Here is a 19,172-nt window from a genome sequence, read left to right on the forward strand (position 1 = left end):
CTCCGGCGCCGCTTACACGGAGATGCCGACCTCGGCTTCGAAGTGCACCTGGGCCCGGTCCAGGACCTCGTCCGCGTCACGGCCATGAGCATGAAACCAGTGGAGGAGATCGGCGATGATGCCGATCGCTGTCTCCTCCGCCGAGGCCAGGGTCAGACGGTGCGCTGCAGCACCCGCCACATCTGGCGTACGCCCGGTCCCGTAGAGGTCCAGCAACCCCTGAGCTCTGCTCAAGCGAGGACTCGTATTCGCCGAGCAGGGCAAGGCCGTCTCCGTCTCAAGCTCACACCAGGTCACCTTCCGATCGGCACGTAGCTCGACGCCCCAGCGGACGGCCGTGGCCTCGACGAGGGCCATGCCCCGGCCGCTTTCGGAGTCGCATCGCGCTTCGACCAAGGTGGGCAGGGCGCGGGTGTCCGGGTCATGGACCTCGATCCGCAGGTGAGAGCCATTCATTGACACGTCGAGCGTGGTCGGCGTTCCCGAGCCCACATGCGTGATGACGTTGGAAACGAGCTCAGTCACGCAGAGTTCAGCTGCGTCGGCGACATCCCGCAGACCCCACAGTCCCAAGTGGAGTCGCACCATCCGGCGAAGAGCCGATACCTCCTCAGGCTCTGCAACGAAAGGGAGGCTCCACGGCTTCCTCGACGGATTGTGGTCGTTGTACCTCACGCCAACTCCCCTACATAAACCCATGTTGCCGACCGCAACAGGCTGCGCGCCCAGAGTTGCATTGGAACTCTCAAAATGGAACTCTCATCAGGTGCGAGGAGGAGTGCGGACTGGCATGCGCGCCCCGGCGTGCGCCACCACTTGAGGCCGCCTTCGAACAACGCACACGATCTGGCTGAGCAACGAGAAGGGCACTACAGATGGCAGTCGGACCCACCACTCGAAGGCGCCAACTCGGTGCCGACCTGCGCCGCCTCCGCGAGGCCGCGGGCCTCACCCTGGAAGAGGCGGGCGCCCGCGTGGGCATCTCCAAGGCGACGCTGAGCCGCTACGAGACGAAGGAGGGAACGGTCAAGTGGCCGGCTATCGAAGCCCTCTGCCGCGAGTACGGCGCGTCCGACGAAGAACGTCTTGCGCTGGTCGAGTTGGCGAAGGGTGCCAAGATCCAAGGATGGTGGCGATCACTCGCCGACCCAATCCCCGAGTCCATGAATCTCATGCTCACACTCGAAGACGAGGTCGTCCGCGAAGACCACTACGCCTGCATGTACGTACCCGGCCTCCTCCAGACCCGCGCCTATGCCGAAGCTGTCCACCGCGCCTCGGAGGTGCAGTGCCCAGAGCGAGAGGTGCAACACATGGTCGACATCCGCATGAAGCGGCAGGAGCTCTTGGAACGGGACGAACCACCACACATCTGGTGCGTGGTTGACGAGTCGGCGATCCGGCGTCGGGTGGGTGGCAAGGAGATCATGCGAGAGCAGCTCAAGCATCTCCTTGCCGTAGCGCAGCGACCTCACGTGACGATTCAGGTGCTCCCCTTCTCGACGGGGGCGCATGCGGCGTCCGTCGGTAGCTTTGCGATCCTGCGCGGTCAGACGCGGGAGCTGGACGTCGTGTACGTGGACCTCCTCGGCGGAGGGTTGTTCATGGAGAAGCCTCAGGAGCTGGAGCGTTATAGGTTGGCGTTCGAATACCTCAGTGCCCAGGCACTCGACTTCGAGTCTTCGGCCGAGCTGGTCAACCGCATAAGCCAGGAGATGTTGTGACAGCGTCCTCACGGCAACAGTGGTTCAAGTCCTCCTACAGCGGTGGGACCGGGACCGAGTGCGTGGAATGTGCACAGGGCCTCGACGGCATGCTTGTACGGGATTCCAAGCAGAGTGACGGCCTAGTGATCGCCGTGCGGTCCGGGGCGTGGCGTAGCTTCCTAGGCGCGCTGAGCAGTGGTGATGCTGAGGTCGGCCAGGATGAGCGACCCTAACCGACGGCGCTGAGACCACGTCCGTCCGCGCGGTGAGTTGAGCGTCGTCCGACGTCCGAAGGCCTGCCCATGTGCGACGGGCCCTCCCGTGCGTCAGAGTCAGCCCAACGCGTCGATGGCCTTCACGATCAGCGCCCGCGCCCCCGCACCGTACACGGCCATGCCGCGTAGCTCCTCGAACGCCTTCACGTACAGCGCGACCTCGGATGGCTGGGTGACCTGGACTCGCGCCGACAGCAGCTCGATCGAGACAAGGCTCTCGTCGTACACGTGGAACAGTTCCTGCGGCCACATGGCCCGCTCCGAGGTCACACTGGGGATGATGCCCAGCGATACCGACGGCAGGGCCCCTGCCGTCAGCAGATAACCGAGTTGCGCGGCCATCGCGTCGCTGTCGCCCAGTTGGTAGTAGAGCACCGGCTCCTCGATGACCATCGAGAAGCGGTGGCCCGGCTCGTGGATGATCCGGGACCGTTCGAGGCGCGCGGCGACGGCTTCCGCCACGTCGTCGGGGATGTCGCGGAACCTCGTGATCGAGGACATCAGCCCCATCGCGTAGCCCTCGGTCTGGAGGAGGCCGGGGACCAGGGTGGGTGAGTAGATGCGGAACAGTTTCGTGGACTTGAAGAGCGGGACATAGCTGTTCTGCAGCTGCTTGAGGCCCGTGCGGACCTTGCGCCGCCACTCCACGTACAGGGACTCGGCGTTGCGGGACTGAGCGATGATGTCATCCGCCTGGCCGGAGGCGCCGCACGCCCCGCACCAGCGCCTGATGTCGTCAGCGGAGGGCGGCGTGCGGGCCCCTTCGATCCGGTAGGTCTTCGGGTGGCTCCAGCCGCAGCGCGCGGCCAGCTCAGGCCCGGTGATCCCGGCGTCGGCGCGGAGTTCCCGCAGGCGCTGGGCGACTGCTTCGCGGGCGGCCTGCGCCGAGGAGGACGGGGATATGGGCATGAGCCGGCCTGGTCACTTTCGCGCTAGCTGATCTTGTAGTTCTCGTGCGGGATCGCTCGTGCCCACACCGCCTCGAAGGCGGCGGCGCACAGCTTCGCCGCAGCGGGGTCCTCGCTAATTTCGCCGCCTGCGGAGGCGCCCTCGCCGGTGAAGTGGTTCCACCGGATCAACTGGCCGTCGATCAGCCAGAAGTCGTTGCCCGGCAGGGCGATGTCCGAGGCACGTCGGCGCGGCAGCCAGCGGACCTGTTCACCTGCGGCGACGTTCGTGAACGTGCCGTCGTACAGGAAGCGGGTGTACTCGCTGACCGGCTCGGAGACGATCCGGGCCCGGCGTACGACGACCCCACGGCTCACCGTCTCCTGGATCAGGTCGAGCCACGGTCGCCACCACGATCCACGGTCGGCCGGGTCGTGTCGGAAGCCCGCTCGCCACTGGGCGAAGGGCCCCTTCTCGTAGTCGACGGCGTAAGAGTCGCGCATCTCCAGGTGGACGGCTGACCGCTTCGCCGCGCCGAGCAGTTCAGGCCACGGGGGGACGCTCGAGGGCATCGCACGCCTCCCTGATCATGTGCGCCATCCTGGCCGGAATCCTGATCACCGCTTCGTTCTCCGGGATGCCCACAGCATGCCCGGGAACCTCGAACGCCGCGCACTCCGCTTCCAGTTCCGGGCTCGGCTTCCAGCCCTGAAGGACGAGTTCGTTCCTCTCCTGGTCGACCCACACCGTGGGGCTTTCGCCATCACCGGTGTTCGGATCGATCCCGATGAACCGTAAGGGCATGCCCGCCTCCCGCACCTTTTGGTGTTCAGCTTCGTACATAACTGTTTTGGGAACAGGCGGCGCAGGTCAAGACCGTATGCGAGGCGCGTGCACATCGCTGCACATTGCTGGAGTCAGTGAACGCCGCGCTCGTACCGTCAGAGGTCATCAAGGACCCCGGCGAAGGGATGAGCCCTCCCAGGGTGCGGCCAACGCTGCCAGGAGCGTCGACATCGTGCATGCCAGAACCCACCCACCTGCCGGGGCAGAACAACCAACACAAACGGAGCGCGCCGCGCTCGACCGGGCCGCTGAAGCCTTGGCCGCGAAACCGTCGTACGCGGCCTACAAGGCGCTCATGACCCACTACAAGCACTGTCACGGCTGCGCGTACGCCACCGCCCCATGCGCCGAGGGCCGACATCTGCGGCGAGCATGGGTGGCGGTGCGCTGGTCATGAGCAACACGACGATGGGCAAGGCCGTTCATCTGTTACCGCCGCCCGAGTGGCCGAAGCCCGGACCGGGCTGCGGTGTGTGCGCTGCATTGGCCAAGCAGCGAGACGAAGCCGCAAGAGCCGGAGACCGATCGAAGGTATCGGACTGCAACGTCGAGATCCGCGAACACAAGGACGCACACCCGAGGCGGCGGCCGTGAGCCGCTCGTAGCTCGACCCCGCAGCGGACGACCGTGGCCTCGACGAGGGCCATGCCTGGTCCGCTTTCGGAGTCGCCCCTGCCTTGACCACCGAACTGGCCCACACCAGTCACCTGGCGATGGCCGCGTGTGCGTTAGGGTGTTCGCGACCAAATCGGCTACTGGCCGGTAACAAGACTGCCGATCCGGCACGGGGAATCAGGACCGACGCACGGTGACAAGCCGCGTGCGCCGGTCAAGGAATGCATGTACCACAACTTCAGATCAAGAATCGCGGCGTTCTTCGTCGCCTTGGCCATCGTGTGCACCGGCTGCGTGGGATCCGCAGCCGGCGCTCAGGCCGCAGAGCAGAGCCGCGTGGAAAGGCTTGCGGAGATCGTCCGCAAGGTGGCCCAGTACGCGAACTGCGACCGTCTGCCGCTCCTGGAGAGGCCGGCGTGCCTGAAGCAGTTCGCGGGCAAGGCCATCGCGCTCGGCGTCGGAGTGGGGGTGTTCCTCTACACCGCCCAGGACGCCATGAAGGATCACGGAGCGAGCTTCAAGGCCCTCGACAAGAACATCAAGGACCTCGAAGCCCTCAAGCCGTTGGACCTCGTGGACCCGAGCACGTCTCCGGACCCCGCCCAGCAGGTGAAGCTGCTGCAAAAGGCCGTCGAGACCTTCAAGAGCGCCGAGCCGCACCTCGACAAGCTGGGCAAGAACCTGGCCAGGGCGGACTCCCTGCTCGGGGACCAGAACGACTCCCTGCTCGCTCTGACCTTCCTGACCGTCGCGCTGGGCGAGTACTTCCCCGAGCCGAAGAAGTACCCGGAGGCCAAACCCGTCTTCGACTTCGAGAAGGAGCTGGACGAGCTCAACGACGCGCTCGACCAGATCAACGCGGGCTTCGACAAGATGAACCGCGGCCTGGACACCATGAACTCGGGTGCCCGCGACGTCAACAAGGGCCTGTCCGAAGCCAACAAGGGCATCGACAAGGCCAACAAGGGCATGAAGGAGCTCAACGACGGCATTCGCCAGGCCAACCGGGGAGTGGACGAGGCCAACAAGCACGTACCCGGCATCAAGAAGGGCGCTGAGAAGCTCCGTGACATGTCGGGGCTCGACTTCGACTTCTCCGGCATCGGGGACAGTTGGGCCTCCGGCAAGTCCCTGCTGGACGATGCCGAGCAGCAGCGCAGGATGTCGCTGCTACTGGACCTGCTGCCCGGTGTCGGCGACGGCAAGGGCGTAGTCGAGGCACTCGTCGGCAAGGACCTGGTCACGGGCCAGAAGTTGACCACGGAAGAGCGCATGCTGGGCGGGCTGTCCGTCCTGGACTGGTTGCGGGCCGGTGACAGGCTGCTCACGGCGGACGAGGTACGCAAGGCACGCAAGGGCGAACAGGCCGTCACCTGCAACAGCTTTCCCGACGGCACCAAGGTGCTGATGGCGGACGGATCGCAACTGCCCATCGAACAGGTACGGGAAGGCGACCGCGTCCTGGCCGCCGACCCCGCGACCGGCCGCCAGCAGCAGGAACCGGTCACCGCCCTGATCACCGGTCAGGGCGAGAAGAACCTCGTCGACATCACCGTCCAGACCGACCAGGGCCCCTCCAAGGTCACCGCCACGGATGGGCACCCCTTCTGGGTCGACGACCTCGAAGCCTGGGCGACAGCCGGCCAACTGCAGGCGGGTGCCTGGCTCCGAACCGGCGCGGGCACGCGCGTGCAGGTCAGCGCTGTAAACGCCTGGACCGCTCCCGACGAGACCGTCCGCAACCTCACCGTCGGTGACCTGCACACCTTCTACGTCATGGCCAGCAGCACACCGCTGCTCGTTCACAACACCAACGGCTGCGGCAAGTGGAAGGCCGAGTACGACGCCCTCCCCAACGGCAAGCAGAAGCACGTCAAGGAGATAGCGACCGCCGCGGAGCTGCGAAAGACCTTCGAGCGGTGGACCGAGGGGGCCGAGCGGCTGCCGGCCCGTGGACCGAAGATCCCGGATGTCTACAAGCTCCCCGACGGCACGATCATTCAGTGGCGTGCGTCATCCGCCTCGGGTGGGGAGACCATCGACATCTTCCCCGTGACAGGCAAGGGAAAGAAGGTGCACCTGCCCAGTGAGCACTGAGTACATCATCGGGGAACTTCTGGAAGAAGGACTGGACGACTGGGTACCTGTCGACCGGCTGGTCGGACTGGCGCAGGAGGCAGTCGAGCACTCCGGCCGCGACTTCCGCGAGGTGGCCACGGAAACGCTCACCCAACTGGTGAGCGGCGGGCTCATGCAAGTGGGAGACCTCGGCGACAGCGGCTTCGAAGCGTGGAGCGGTACTCCCGACGCCATCGTGCAGCGAGTCGTCTCCACACTCGAGGGATTCGACTGGCGGCCGCAGGGTGGCGCCTGCTGGCTCGCCAACACGGCGCACGGCAACAGCCGAGCGCCCCGCTAGAACCGGATTCATGACTGCGCATACCGCGCCACTCGCACCAGCGGGCTGGCGCGGGATGCACGGTCGAGGCGTGCCCCGGGCGCCGCGACCTCGCACGGTCGGGTGACCTGCACGCACGCCGACAGCAGCTCGACCCGTATCCCGGCACGTCCCAGACCAACACCTGATGATGAGGTGCGAGCGAACGTGCTGTGGCACGCCATACGTCCGGGACCCGTGCACTTGCACGCTGTCGCGCGCCAGGCCGGTGTCACCTCCCCTTCTTGCCGGAAGGAGCAGAAGAACCGGCAGAAGCGGACGGTGTCTTCCCCGCGGCGCCGCTGTCCGCCGCGCTGCCGCCCCCGCCGTCACGGCCGCCGCCCGACGCCGGCAGATGGGCGCAGTACTCCGCGACAGCCGCTTCGCTTCCCGCCGCCTCGACGAGGCGCCGCGGTGCGGCCGGTGGATGGCCGTGCGTCTGCCGGGCCGCCCGGTAGGCGGTGCACAGGCTGTGCAGCGACTGGGCTGCCGCGGTCGGGCCCGCCGCGTCGGCGGAGGAGCGCGCTCCGGGCTTCCCGCTTCCGGGGGCCGCACCGGTGGCGTCGGCGTCGGGGAGTTCGCCGGGTGCGGACGTCGTCGAGGGCCGCGGCTGGGGCGAGGCGGAGACCTGGGCTCCGCCCGGAGTCCGTCCGGGGCCTCCCGGGAGGGGCAGGTGGAGGGCGTTGGTCTGGACGGCCACCGCCACCCCGCCGAACGTCAGCGCGGCCGTCACCGCGCCGATCCCGGCCTTGGCCCATCCCGGCGTTCTGCGGCGGCGGTATCGGGGCGCGCCCGCCGACGCGCCGGGGAGGGCTCCTTCCGACGCGGCCCGGAAGGCGGCCACTGCAGCGTCTTCGCCGTCCGCGGGCGAAACGTCCTCGGGGGTGGCGGCCGCCGCCCGCAGCACCGCCGACAGACTGCCGAACTCCTCACCGCCGGCACCCGGTACACGCTGCAGCAACCGCTCGGCCGTGCGGTCGTCCAGCCGGATGCGCTGTCCTTTCCTCACGCGGTGTCCTCCAGTATCGCCGGTCGGCCCACGGCCGGTCGTGGCGGCTGACCGGTGTTCAGCATGTCGGCCAGTTTCCTCAAGCCCCGGAAGGCGCAGACGCGTACGGTGCCGGGACGCTTGCCCAGCACCCGTCCGGCCTGCTTGGCGTCCAGCCCCAGCACGACGCGCAGCAGGACCGCCTCCGCCTGGTCGCTGGGGAGGCTCGCGATGAGGGCCAGGGCGCGGTCCGTGGACACCGATTCGAGCGCCTCGTCCGCGGTGTCGGACGCCGACGGCAGGTCCAGCAGGTCGCTCTCGTCACCGCCGATCAAAGGGCGCCGGCCGGAGCGCCGCAGGTGGTCGAGCGCCCGGTTGCGGGCGACCTTGGCGGCCCAGCTGCGGAACCCGTCGCCGTCCCCGTGGAACGTGCCGAGGTCACGGGCGATGTGCAGCCACGCCTCGGACATCACGTCCTCCGCGTCGGCCGCGCCGATCAGCGTCCGCACATAGCGCAGCAGCATCGGGTGCACCATCCGGTAGACGCGGCGGAACCCGTCCTCGTCCCCGTTCTGGGCGGCGTGCACGGCATCGGTGAGGGCGGCGTCATGCCTCTGCCCGTCCCGGGCCGCCGGGTCTCTGCTCGCCTCGCGCACGGTGGTCATCCTGCCGCACGCCCAAGCTCGTCAGGCCACCGGCCCGGTTCATCACCGTTCGTCCGACTCGTCCCGCACCGCGGGGACGAGGTGTAACACTTCCTGCCGAGTCGGCTCTCTCATTGCGGTCGGCCGAGTCGGCAGGCCGGTCGGGACAGGGAGCACAACTCGTGCAGTGGACGGACGAAAGCGGCAGAACGTACGGCGATGACCCGTACGGCGGTGTCGGGTACCCGTATGCCCACGGGTACGACTACGACGGCAGCGCCGTCACGGACACCGCCACCACGCCCTGGGACTCGGCACAACTCGAACAGTGGACGCACCCCGGCGGTGCCCCCCGTGCGACGGGACCGGAGCCCTACGCCACCGGAATGCCGTCGTACTCGGCCGGCACGCAGCCTCACACGACCGGACCGGCCCCCGCTGCGTGGGACGCCCCCCATGGTGACGTTCTCACCGTGTCGCCCCCGGAACCCGACGCACCCGGCCACGTGCCGGCCCCGGACGCAGCCGACAGCGAGTCGGCGCGGCCCGTCTTCGTCGACTCCTCGGGGCGACGCCAGCGCCGCGTGCTGCGCGCCGCCCGGCTGCTGCTGATCCCCGCCGGCGGCTACCTCGCCCTGCTGATCAGCGCCGCGCTGGGCGGCCCCACCCTCGACGCCCCCTTCGTTCCCCAGCCGGACCCCACGCACCACCCGGCGGGGCCCAGCGTGGCCGCGCCCGACTCCTCGCCCGAAGCCGGCCGGTCCGCGGGGAGCGCGAGCCCCACCACGGCGCGGCAGACCTCCCGCCCCACTGCCCGGCCGACAGTGTCCGCCACCCCTGCGGCCACCTCCGCGCCGACCGCCGGGGCCTCCCCGGCTCCGGCCCCGGCCGCCACCCATGCCGCCGCCCCCAGCCCCACACCCAAGGGCCGCGCGATCGGCTCGTCCCACAAGCCCGTGAAGTGATCAAGGCCCCCTGACGTGACCGACCGCCGTCGCCGCGACGCCGCTCCCCCGCGCCGCCGCAGCCACCACCGCAGCCCCCGCCAGATCACGCCCCGCACCCACTGGCTGCTGCTGAGCGTGCTCGCGGTGACCCTGTCGGCGGCCCTGCTGCTGCAGGGCTACACCCACCACATGTTCGGCATCACGTCGGACGACGTGACCGGCGCCCGCGGCCGGAACGACACGGTGCCCGGCCAGGTGGTCCACGGCGGCCCGGTGATCGCGAACGCCGCCACCTCCCCGCACACCGCCGAGGTGAAAGCCGGCACCATCGCGCTGACCTTCGACGACGGCCCGGATCCCGTCTGGACGCCACGGATCCTGGACGTACTGCGCCGCAACCACGTGCACGCGACCTTCTTCGTCGTCGGAACGCAGGTCGTCGCCCACCCGGAGCTGGTCCGACGGATCATCGCCGACGGGAACCAGGTCGGCATCCACACCTTCACCCATCCCGACCTGGCCCGCGTCGCCCCGTGGCAGCGCTCCTTGGAGCTGCGGGAGACGCAACTGGCGGTGGCCGGCGCCGCAGGGGTCACCTCCGCGCTGCTGAGGCCGCCGTACTCCTCGGAGAACGACGCGCTGAGCGACGCCGACTGGTCCGTCCTCAAGCAGGCCGACGCGGCAGGCTATGTCACGGTGCTCACCACCCGGGACGCGGAGGACTGGCAACGGCCCGGTGTGGACCGCATCGTGGCGAACGCGACACCCCGCGGCCACTCGGGGCAGATCGTGCTGATGCACGACGCCGGCGGTGACCGGGCGCAGACCGTGGCCGCACTGGATGTCCTGGTGCCACGGCTGAAGGCCCGGGGTTTCCGGTTCGCGACGGTCGGCGACGCCGTCGGCATGACCGCACCCGTGCGGCCCGCCGGGCTCCGCGACCACCTGCAGGGGCTGGCCCTCATCTGGATGCTGCGGGGCGGCGACTGGATCGTGTGGCTGCTGGGCGTGCTGATGTACGCGGCGGGGGCGATCAGCGTGCTGCGCGCGGTGGTCGTGCTGATCGCCGCCCGACGGCACCGGCGGCTGCGGGCCGTGCACCGGGGCCGGTCCTGGGGGCCGCCGGTGACCGAGCCCGTCAGCGTCATCGTCCCCGCCTACAACGAGAGCGCCGGGATCGAGGCGGCCGTGCGCTCGTTGCTCGCCTCCGACCATCCGGTGGAGATCATCGTGGTGGACGACGGTTCGACCGACGGCACCGCCGACCTGGTGGAGTCGCTGCGCCTGCCGGGGGTGCGGGTGATCCGGCAGCGGAACGCGGGCAAGCCCGCCGCCCTCAACACCGGACTCGCCGCCGCCACCTGCGACCTGGTGGTCATGGTCGACGGCGACACGGTCTTCGAAGCCGACACCGTCCGCACGCTCGTGCAGCCCTTCGCCGATCCTCGCGTGGGTGCCGTCTCTGGCAACGCCAAGGTCGTCAACCGGGGCGGTCTGCTGGGCCGTTGGCAGCACATCGAGTACGTGGTCGGATTCAACCTGGACCGGCGCCTGTTCGACCTCGCCGAGTGCATGCCGACCGTTCCGGGCGCGGTGGGCGCGTTCCGCCGCCGGGCGCTGCTGGACCTCGGCGGCGTCAGCGACGTCACCCTCGCCGAGGACACCGACCTCACCATGGCGCTGTGCCGCGCCGGCTGGCGCGTGGTGTACGAGGAGGGCGCGAAGGCGTGGACCGAGGCGCCCGCGTCACTGAACGCCCTGTGGCGGCAGCGGTACCGCTGGTGCTACGGCACCCTGCAGGCCATGTGGAAGCACCGCGGCGCGCTGGTGCAACGCGGTGCCGCCGGGAAGCTGGGCCGCCGGGGCCTGGTCTATCTGCTGCTCTTCCAGGTGCTGCTGCCCCTGCTCGCCCCCGTCGTGGACGTCTTCGCCGTGTACGGTCTGGTCTTCCTCGACCCGGTGCGGGTCGTCGGGCTGTGGCTCGCCTTCCTGCTGCTGCAACTCGTCATGGGCCTGTACGCGTTCCGCCTGGACGGGGAGCGGCCGGGCCCGCTGTGGAGCCTGCCGCTTCAGCAGTTCGTCTACCGGCAGCTGATGTACCTGGTGGTGATCCAGTCGGTGTTCACCGCCGTGTCGGGCTCGCGGCTGCGCTGGCAGCGGATGGAACGGTACGGCAGCCTTCAGGCCCCGGCCCCGGTGGGCGCGGAGGCTCGTCCGAGCGACGTCACCCCGCAGGCACCCGCTTTCGCGCCGCCGACACCGTACGACGGTCCTACGCCACCGTCACCGTACGACGCCTCTCCCCCGCCGTCACCGTACGACGCCTCTCCGCACCCGGCACCGCACGACCCCTTCGCGCGGTCGGCACCGTACGACGGCCCTCCACCGCCCGCACCCCACGACGGCTTCCGGCAGCCCATGCCGCACGAGACGACCCAGTGGTACTGAGAGGACAGTGACCCGAGCGCATGAGTGGACACCGGCGCCGACCGCCGCAGAGCACCTTCGCCGGCAGCCGTGCCGCGGGTGACCGCGCCACGGGCCGCCGGGCCGCGCGGCACCCGGCACCCGGCCCGGGGCACCAGGCTCCAGGGCCGGGCATGTCACGGCGCGCCCGGAGAGCGGCGCCGCAGCGGAAACGGTGGATCGACTACCCGCGCGGGGGCAGGACGGGTCCGCACCGCTGGCTGCCGTCGGTGCGTCAACTGCTGGGGCTGTTCCTGTTCTGCTTCGGCGCCACGGTGGCGGCCGTCGGTTACGCCTATGCCACGGTCACCATCCCCGACCCCAACCCGTCGACACTGCTGCAGAACAACGTCTACTACTGGTCCGACGGCACCGTCCTGACGACCGACGGCAGCGTCAACCGGCAGAACGTCACCCTCACACAAGTCCCCGCAGACGTGCAGTGGGACTTCATCGCCGCGGAGAACGCGTCCTTCTACACCGACCCTGGAATCGACCCGCAGGGCATCCTCCGCGCCGTCGTCCACATGGCCGAGGGCGGGTCCGTGCAGTCCGGGTCCACGATCACGCAGCAGTTCGTCAAGAACACCTATCTCGATCAGTCGCAGACGCTCTCGCGCAAGGTCAGGGAACTGCTGATCTCTTCCAAGATCGGCGCGGTCATGAGCAAGCAGCAGATCCTCCAGGGGTATCTGAACACCTGCTTCTTCGGCCGCCAGGCCAACGGCATCGAGGCGGCCGCGCGCATGTACTACGGGCTCCCGGTGGAAAAGCTGAACGCGAGCCAGGGAGCGTTCCTCGCGGCAGCGGTCAACGAGCCGAGCCTGTTCCAGTACGCCGACTCAGACCCCGTGGCCAGGACGCAGGCCACGGCCCGCTGGTCCTGGGTGCTCGACCGGATGGTGACCGTCGGCAGGCTGACACCGCAGCAGCGGGCCCGGTACGCGGCCGCCGGTTTCCCGGCGCCCAGGAAGTGGAGCCCCGGTTCGGGGTTCACGGGCCAGGTCGGCTACCTGGTCCAACTGGCCAGGTCGTACATCCAGGCGCACGACCCGAACATCACCGACAGCAGCCTGAGCCGGGGCGGTTACCAGATCCACACCACCTTCGACAGGAAGAAGACGGCACAACTGTCCCGGGCCGTGGCGAAGGTGCGCACGGAGCGCCTCGATCCCGCGCACCGGTCGGTCGACCGGGACGTGCAGGTCGGAGCTGCCTCGGTGGATCCCAGGACCGGAAGGATCCTGGCCGTCTACGGCGGTCCCGGCTTCGACCGGGCCCACTACACGGACAACGCCGACACCTCCGGCGTCCCGGTGGGCTCGACCTTCAAACCGGTCGTCCTCGCCGCCGCTCTCCAGTACGGAGCCGTCCTGCAACCCGGAAAGTCCCCGCAGCCGATCACCCCGGCCAGCAAGTTCGACGGCGACGACGGCATCCAGATCAAGGACCAGCAGGGCCACTACGTCACCGACGACAAGGACCCCACCGGGCTGCTCCACCAGCACAACGACACCGACCAGCGCTGGGGCTACATCGATCTGCGCAAGGCGATGGAGCAGTCCGTCAACACGCCGTACGTGCAGCTCGGGGAGGACGTCGGCTACGGGAACGTCGCGGGGACGGCGGAAGCCCTCGGGCTGCGCTCCGGCAGCCTCGCCGCCCCCAGCGCCGGCTTCTACATCGGCACCTCGACACCGAGCGCCATCCGGATGGCGGGTGTCTACGCGACCTTCGCCGCCGACGGGATGCGGGCCACCCCGTATTCGGTGACCCAGGTGACCCACAACGGTTCGCCGCTGACCGGCTTCACCGCCCCGACCGCGGTACGGGCCCTGCCGGCGGCGGTCGCCGACAACGTGACCGACGTGCTCCGGGGCGTCATCGCCCGCGGCACCGGCACCAAGGCGCAGGCGCTCGGCAGGACCGCTGCCGGCAAGACCGGAACGACCGACGACTACCGCTCGGCCTGGTTCATCGGCTACACCCCGCAACTCGCCACATCCGTCGTCCTCTTCCGTGAGGACCCGAAGCACCCGCAGTTGCAGTCGCTGGTCGGTGTCGGCGGCCTGCAGAAGGTGTTCGGCGGCGACATTCCCACCGAGATCTGGACCGAGTACATGCGCGACGCCCTCGCCGGCCTGCCCGACGCCTCCTTCCCCGCGCCGGCCCCACTCGGCCGGGGTGCCGACGAGCTCGGCGCTCCGTCCCCCTCGCCCTCCCTCGCCAAGCCACCTGCCAAGCGGGGCGACAGCACCGGCAAGAAGAGGACCACCCCCCGGAACACCCCGACGACCAGCCCCGTCTGCCGCCATCGCAAGTGCCGTTGACCCGTCCTCCCGCTCGCAGGCGGGAGGCCCGGCGTCACTTCGGCGCCGGGCGGGGCGGCCCGTGGGTGTCGTACGACGCAGCCCCCGACTGCTGAGGCTTGAGCCGGTTGGGCCCGCGGAACAGGTCTCTATGTGATCTGGCCGGCCGCCCACTCGGCCCAGTCGCGGCGCATGGCGTTGAACCGCAGGCCGTACTCCAGGACGATCCGGCCGTAGGTGGAGAGGTTGTCGTCGTCCCAGTCGACGGATTCGGCGAGGCGGCGCAGGCTCTCCTCGCCCTGGGCGGACATCTCGACCAGTTCCGTGAGGTAGGCCCGCGCCTGGCCGGGAGTCAGCACGCCGAGGAAGAACACCCGCAGCAGGATGTCGCTGCGGGTGTTCCGCTGTGGTGCGGTCTCGGTCAGCCAGTGCCGCAGCTCGGCCATCCCCTGCTCGGTGAGGGCGTACTCCTTGCGGCCTCTCGGCCCCTCGGCGGTCACGGTGATCAGTCCGGCGCCCGCGAGCTTGGTCAGCTCGGTGTAGATCTGGCTCTGCGTCGCCGGCCAGACGTTGGCCAGTGATGTTTCGAACAGCTTCAGCAGGTCGTAGCCGCTGGCAGGCCGTTCGGACAGAAGCCCCAGCAAGGCGTGTCGAAGGCTCATGCCCACCACCTTACATTCCACTGTTGACATGTTCCTACAGGAAGCTCTAGCTTCGACATGTCAGAACTGGAATGTCGGTGGAATGTCGAACGGGGAGCCATCCAATGTCCTATCTGCGCACGTTCCTCCCGTGGATCATCTTCGCCGTGCTGCCGTCCGGCCAGTGGCAGTGGGCCGCCCTGGCCGCCCTGGTCGTCGCGGTGGCGGTGATCGTCCGGCAGCGCCGGGCCGGTGCCGGATTCGACGCCCTGATCATCGAGACGGGCTCCGCGGCCTTCTTCGCCGTCCTGGCCGTGATCGCCTTCACCGACCCGCACTCGCCGGTGCACGACTACTCGGCGGCTGCGTCGTCCGGCACGCTGGCGGTCGTCGCCGGGGTCTCGCTGGCCATCGGCAAACCCTTCACTCTGGGCATCGCCAAGCGCACCACGCCCCGCGAGTTGTGGGGGCTGAGGCCCTTCATCCGGACCAACGTCGTCATCACCGCCGTGTGGACCGCCGCCTTCGCCCTGACCGCCGTCGTGCTCGCCGTCGTCGCGCACGCCGGGAACGCCCACTCCACCACGGCCACCCTCATCCAGGTCGCCGGGTTCGTGATCCCGATGGTGTTCACGGTCCGCTACGTCGCCGCCGTCCAGGCCAAGGCCGGCGCCGGGGCCGCGTGAAACGTGCCGGTCGCCGCCTTGCCCCGGACCGGGCGCGGGTCCGTCAGGTGAAGCGGAACTCCTCAAGCGCGTTCACGCCTTCCTGCACGTCGACGACCCGGAACGGGCCCGGGCCTGTCTGGGCCTGCTCCAGGACGACGCGCCCGCGTACGGTTCCTTGTCCCCCGGGGAACAGACGTACGCTCGCATGCTCTTCTTCAACCTGTGGGACAACGCGGGCGGTTTCACCAGCTACCAAGACGGGCTGGAGTCACTGCGCACCCAGCGGGTGTTCCGTGACGAGCTCCGGCAGGTTCTCGCATACGTCCTCGACCAAGCCGACCATTTCCCCATCGCTCTCGAAGGCTCGCCGCCACTACGTCTACATGAGCGCGTACGAGGGCAGCCCGTTCACCCGGTTCCACGACCGGCTGAGCGCCGAACCGTCCTGGACCGTCCATTCCCTGCCGTTCGGGCACAACGTCATGTCCGAGTGCCCCGACGAGATCCACGCCCTCCTCATCGACGTCGCGGCCCGCGCGACCGGGTGAGACCAGCGCCTCCTGCGCAAGACCGGCTCGATGGGTTACTCCCCCGTCTCACCGTCGCTCAGTTGTCGGGCGATGTCGAGGTGGCGAACGTGGCCGGCGTACTCCTGAAGGCCGTCTGTCAGGGCAGCCGGGAACGGGAAGACCGCCACCCCTGGCGAGGTGGCGGTCTTCCCGGCTGCGGTCGCGCTCCGGGCGCGATCCCTTCGAAGCGCTATGAGGGGCTGTTGTAGCGCTCGATCACGTGGACCCGGTCGAAGGTCCAGTTGCCCGGGGCGGCGGTCCAGCCCCCCGCGGGCCCGTTGAGGGTTCCGTCGGCCTTGGTGGTCCAGGTGATGGTCTTCACCGAACCGTCGGCGTAGCCGTAGAAGGTGGCGAGGTCGTCGCGGCCGTCACCGTTGAAGTCCCCGGTCACGAGCTGCATGTGATCGCGGTAGTAGTTGCCGGCGGCGGTGGTCCACAGGTCGGTGCGGTTGCCCAACTGGCCGGAGGGGCCGGTGGGGGTGAAGCCGATCACCGCGTCGTGGCCGTCGGCGTAGTCGTACCAGACCGCGACGTCGTCACGGCCGTCGCCATTGAAGTCCCCGGAAAGGACGGTGGCCCTGGCGAAGGTCCATCCGGTCGGCGAGTTCCAGCCGGCCACGGGCTCGCCGAAGCCGCCGTCGGGCTTGGCGGGGAAGGTGAAGAATTTGACCTCACCGGTGGCGTAGCCGTAGAGGGCGGCGAGGTCGTCGCGGCCGTCGCCGTTGAAGTCGCCAGTGACGAACTTCATGTTCGTGGCCGTCCAGCCGTCCGTGCGCTGGAACGAGGAGAACGGGGCGTTGAAGCCTCCGTCGGGCTTGGCGAGGAAGGTCTGCAGCTTGTCACTGCCGTCGGCGTAGTCGTACCAGACGGCGATGTCGTCGCGGCCGTCGCCGTTGAAGTCACCGGCGTTGACGGTCATCCGGGAGAAGGTCCAGCCGGAGGTGGCCTTCCAGGAGAACTGGGGATCGGCGAAGGTGCCGTCTCCCTTGCCGAGCCAGGTGATCAGAGCGACTTCGCCGCTGTCGTACCCGTAGAAGGCAGCCACGTCGGCGATGCCGTCCCCGTTGAAGTCACCGGTGACCCTCTTCATGTGGGAGGCCACGTAGTTGCCTGCGGGGGTCTGCCAGCCGCGGGCGGGGGCGCCGAAGCCGCCGTCGGGGGTGGCGGGGAATGTGTGGATCTGGTCGCTGCCGTCGGCGTAGTCGTACCAGTCGGCCATGTCGCTGCGGCCGTCGCCGGTGTAGTCGTGGCGGACGGTGGTGCCCGCGGCCCACTGCGACTCGCCGTTGGCGTTGTAGATGACGAAGTTGCCGCTGTCCTGCAGAACCGCCTTGCCACCGGGAGCCGTGGTTCTGGACTGCCACAGGACGGTGGTGCCGTCGGTGTCGACGACGGCGAGGTTCCCGTTGGCGTCGAAGCGGGCGGTCGCGCCGGGGTGACCCCCGGTCTTGGTGGACCACCTGGTGGTGCCCGCGTTGGAGACCACGACCAGGTTGCCGTCGGACTGCAGGGTCAGCCGGGCGGCGTTGGAGGTCAGGCTGTCGCCCGCCCTCAGCACGGTGCCGGCCGCGAGCGTGTTGCCGTGGGCGACGTTGTCCAGCCGGGTGGAGACGGCGTCGGTGCGGGTCTCGGACGAGTCGATCCCGAAGCAGCCGCCCTGGTAGGACTGGCTGCTGAGGGCGACCAGTTCGGTCCTGCCGTCCTTCTGCCGTACGATCGGCCCGCCCGCGTCGCCGGCGCAGATGGCGTCCCCCGCCGTCTTGCCGTGCATGGCGATCGTCGTGCCGTTCACGGAGTCGACCGTGAAGGTGGCGGTGTGGAGTTTGAGCGGTGCCCACTCGTCCTTGGTGCGGCCATATCCGGCCGCCGTCAGCTCCTCGCCGGCGGCGGGTGCGGTGCTGGCGAACGCGACCGGCGTGATCCCGGTGGTCGGTGAAGCCAGACGGCCCAGCACCAGGTCCCGGTCATCCCGGGGGACGAGTTCGACCACGTCACGGGTCTGGCCACCGGTGGTGGTCAGATCGGTGCGGCCGATGGTGGCCGTGGTCTTCCACTTCGGCTTGCCGGGGGTCACCTGGGTCGCGTCGTCCGCGGCGAAGCAGTGCGCGGACGCGGCGATCCACTGCGGCGCCACCAGTACCGCGGAACAGGCACGCAGGCCGTCCCCTATGTCCAGACGGGCGGTGAAGGCATAACTGTCGTCGGTGGGGGCAGGGCCGGTGACGGCGGACGCGGGCGGGGCGCACAGAGCGGCCGGGCCGGCGAGGAGTGCGGCGACGAGTGCGGCGACGCGCACGTGTCTGGTGTGTCGCATGACGTGAATTCCTGGGAGTGAGGTCTGCGGGGCCGATGACCGGCCGCCGGCGGAACGGGGCAACGGAGGCTGCGCGAGGGCTACTTGGAGGACCTGATCTCCACGAGCATGAACGCACGGCCCTGGTCGTCGGCGCTCTCCCCGACCGCGGTCCAGGCGTTCTTGCCGACGTCGAAGGACTTCTGCTCCGTGCCGGTGGTCATGTCCACCTGCGTCGCGTAGTCGTTGCCCTTGATCCCGTAGACGGAGGGGATCTCCAGGGTGAGCCAGCCGGAGTTGCCGGTGACCTGGAAACAGATCTTGTCCTTGTTGCGCGCCCAGACCTCGAGCTGCCCCGTTCCGCTCACGCAGTCGGCGAGCGTGATGTGTCCGTCGCCCCGTTTGAGGACGATGTGCTTCTCCGCCAGGATCTTGTCCGCCTGCGGGTAGTCGAAGTTCTCCACGGCGTAGCCGGGAGCTTCACCGGCGACGGGCGCGGCCGCGTGTGTTCCGGAGTTCCCGGAGGCGGAGGTGCCGCCCGGGAGGGCCAGCCAGGTCAGCGCGCCGGCCACTGCTGCTGCCAGCACGGTACCGACGAATCTCTTGTTTTTCGGCCTTGCCGCGATTGCGCTACGCGCCTTCATTGAAGTCCTATGGGTTGATTCTGATGGGTACGCCAGAACGCGTTCAGTACGTGGGTCGGGCCGCGACGGGCAGGGTGGCAGAAGTCGGCGCGAAATGAGCACCCTCAGAAATGCACATGGCCATGGAACCGCCCCCCGGAAATGAGCTGTCGACGGGAGAGACCCCATCTGGGGATCACAGTGTGAAACTCACCCGCAGTCTCGTTCATCCAAGCTGGAATTGTTGATTGCCGTCC

The 19,172-nt window shown here is 69.1% G+C and carries 18 protein-coding genes and 1 pseudogene; 10 read left to right on the top strand and 9 right to left on the bottom strand.

The window, feature by feature from the left end; genetic code table 11:
- Positions 1–12: 12 nt before the first annotated feature.
- The gene (locus ACFYZE_RS17150) at positions 13–699 is read right to left on the bottom strand and encodes an ATP-binding protein (RefSeq protein ID WP_388993949.1); all 687 of its coding nucleotides are present in this window, start codon (positions 697–699) and stop codon (positions 13–15) included.
- 176 nt (positions 700–875) lie between these two features.
- On the opposite strand from ACFYZE_RS17150, the gene ACFYZE_RS17155 reads away from it, so the two are divergent.
- Together ACFYZE_RS17155 and ACFYZE_RS17160 are read left to right on the top strand one after the other, a co-directional pair.
- Positions 876–1,724, top strand: coding sequence for a helix-turn-helix domain-containing protein (locus ACFYZE_RS17155; protein ID WP_388993952.1), 849 nt, complete (start codon positions 876–878; stop codon positions 1,722–1,724).
- Complete coding sequence (locus ACFYZE_RS17160) at positions 1,721–1,939, top strand: DUF397 domain-containing protein (protein WP_388993954.1); 219 nt, start codon at positions 1,721–1,723, stop codon at positions 1,937–1,939. Before ACFYZE_RS17155 ends, ACFYZE_RS17160 begins: the two co-directional genes overlap by 4 nt.
- A 99-nt stretch (positions 1,940–2,038) precedes the next feature.
- On the opposite strand, the gene ACFYZE_RS17165 is transcribed toward ACFYZE_RS17160, so the two are convergent.
- The 3 genes from ACFYZE_RS17165 to ACFYZE_RS17175 are packed head-to-tail and all read right to left on the bottom strand — an operon-like array spanning position 2,039 to position 3,673.
- Positions 2,039–2,890, bottom strand: a complete 852-nt coding sequence (locus ACFYZE_RS17165) for a helix-turn-helix domain-containing protein (RefSeq protein WP_388993957.1) — start codon at positions 2,888–2,890, stop codon at positions 2,039–2,041.
- Positions 2,891–2,913: 23 nt separating this feature from the next.
- Positions 2,914–3,441, bottom strand: coding sequence for a DUF6879 family protein (locus ACFYZE_RS17170; RefSeq protein WP_388993960.1), 528 nt, complete (start codon positions 3,439–3,441; stop codon positions 2,914–2,916).
- Positions 3,413–3,673, bottom strand: a complete 261-nt coding sequence (locus tag ACFYZE_RS17175; protein WP_200417618.1) for a hypothetical protein — start codon at positions 3,671–3,673, stop codon at positions 3,413–3,415. Before ACFYZE_RS17175 ends, ACFYZE_RS17170 begins: the two co-directional genes overlap by 29 nt.
- A gap of 882 nt (positions 3,674–4,555) precedes the next feature.
- Between ACFYZE_RS17175 and ACFYZE_RS17180 the strand changes: the two genes are divergently transcribed.
- Positions 4,556–6,427 (top strand): polymorphic toxin-type HINT domain-containing protein, encoded by a 1,872-nt coding sequence (locus ACFYZE_RS17180; protein ID WP_388993963.1) that lies wholly within the window; start codon positions 4,556–4,558, stop codon positions 6,425–6,427.
- Positions 6,417–6,749, top strand: coding sequence for a hypothetical protein (locus tag ACFYZE_RS17185; RefSeq protein ID WP_388993966.1), 333 nt, complete (start codon positions 6,417–6,419; stop codon positions 6,747–6,749). The genes ACFYZE_RS17180 and ACFYZE_RS17185 overlap by 11 nt, the downstream gene beginning before the upstream one ends.
- 250 nt (positions 6,750–6,999) lie before the next feature.
- Here ACFYZE_RS17185 and ACFYZE_RS17190 read toward each other — a convergent pair whose 3' ends face one another.
- Complete coding sequence (locus tag ACFYZE_RS17190) at positions 7,000–7,776, bottom strand: hypothetical protein (protein WP_388993969.1); 777 nt, start codon at positions 7,774–7,776, stop codon at positions 7,000–7,002.
- Positions 7,773–8,420: an RNA polymerase sigma factor gene (locus ACFYZE_RS17195; RefSeq protein ID WP_388993972.1), complete on the bottom strand. Its 648-nt coding sequence runs from the start codon at positions 8,418–8,420 to the stop codon at positions 7,773–7,775. The genes ACFYZE_RS17190 and ACFYZE_RS17195 overlap by 4 nt, the downstream gene beginning before the upstream one ends.
- Positions 8,421–8,581: 161 nt before the next feature.
- Here ACFYZE_RS17195 and ACFYZE_RS17200 point away from each other — a divergent pair, with 161 nt between their 5' ends.
- From ACFYZE_RS17200 to ACFYZE_RS17210, 3 genes are all read left to right on the top strand, one after another.
- Positions 8,582–9,364, top strand: coding sequence for a hypothetical protein (locus ACFYZE_RS17200; RefSeq protein ID WP_388993975.1), 783 nt, complete (start codon positions 8,582–8,584; stop codon positions 9,362–9,364).
- 15 nt (positions 9,365–9,379) lie between these two features.
- Positions 9,380–11,794: a glycosyltransferase gene (locus ACFYZE_RS17205; protein WP_388993978.1), complete on the top strand. Its 2,415-nt coding sequence runs from the start codon at positions 9,380–9,382 to the stop codon at positions 11,792–11,794.
- Positions 11,795–11,946: 152 nt separating this feature from the next.
- Entirely contained in the window at positions 11,947–14,142 is a 2,196-nt protein-coding gene (locus ACFYZE_RS17210; RefSeq protein WP_388993981.1) for a transglycosylase domain-containing protein, read from the top strand.
- Positions 14,143–14,270: 128 nt separating this feature from the next.
- Here ACFYZE_RS17210 and ACFYZE_RS17215 read toward each other — a convergent pair whose 3' ends face one another.
- Positions 14,271–14,783 (bottom strand): PadR family transcriptional regulator, encoded by a 513-nt coding sequence (locus tag ACFYZE_RS17215; protein ID WP_388993984.1) that lies wholly within the window; start codon positions 14,781–14,783, stop codon positions 14,271–14,273.
- 104 nt (positions 14,784–14,887) lie between these two features.
- Here ACFYZE_RS17215 and ACFYZE_RS17220 point away from each other — a divergent pair, with 104 nt between their 5' ends.
- The 3 genes and pseudogenes from ACFYZE_RS17220 to ACFYZE_RS17230 all read left to right on the top strand — a co-directional run bounded on the left by ACFYZE_RS17220 (position 14,888) and on the right by ACFYZE_RS17230 (position 15,978).
- Entirely contained in the window at positions 14,888–15,448 is a 561-nt protein-coding gene (locus ACFYZE_RS17220; RefSeq protein ID WP_388993987.1) for a hypothetical protein, read from the top strand.
- A 46-nt stretch (positions 15,449–15,494) separates the two neighbouring features.
- Positions 15,495–15,815, top strand: a pseudogene (locus ACFYZE_RS17225) (DUF3427 domain-containing protein); the annotation flags it as partial.
- Positions 15,814–15,978, top strand: coding sequence for a hypothetical protein (locus tag ACFYZE_RS17230; protein WP_388993990.1), 165 nt, complete (start codon positions 15,814–15,816; stop codon positions 15,976–15,978). The pseudogene ACFYZE_RS17225 and the gene ACFYZE_RS17230, both read left to right, overlap by 2 nt.
- Before the next feature lie 211 nt (positions 15,979–16,189).
- Here ACFYZE_RS17230 and ACFYZE_RS17235 read toward each other — a convergent pair whose 3' ends face one another.
- Complete coding sequence (locus ACFYZE_RS17235) at positions 16,190–18,313, bottom strand: FG-GAP-like repeat-containing protein (RefSeq protein ID WP_388993993.1); 2,124 nt, start codon at positions 18,311–18,313, stop codon at positions 16,190–16,192.
- A gap of 80 nt (positions 18,314–18,393) precedes the next feature.
- The gene (locus tag ACFYZE_RS17240; RefSeq protein WP_388993996.1) at positions 18,394–18,936 is read right to left on the bottom strand and encodes a hypothetical protein; all 543 of its coding nucleotides are present in this window, start codon (positions 18,934–18,936) and stop codon (positions 18,394–18,396) included.
- Positions 18,937–19,172: the final 236 nt, after the last annotated feature.

This window comes from Streptomyces sp. NPDC001796, from assembly GCF_042892355.1.
In the GTDB taxonomy this organism is placed as follows: domain Bacteria; phylum Actinomycetota; class Actinomycetes; order Streptomycetales; family Streptomycetaceae; genus Streptomyces.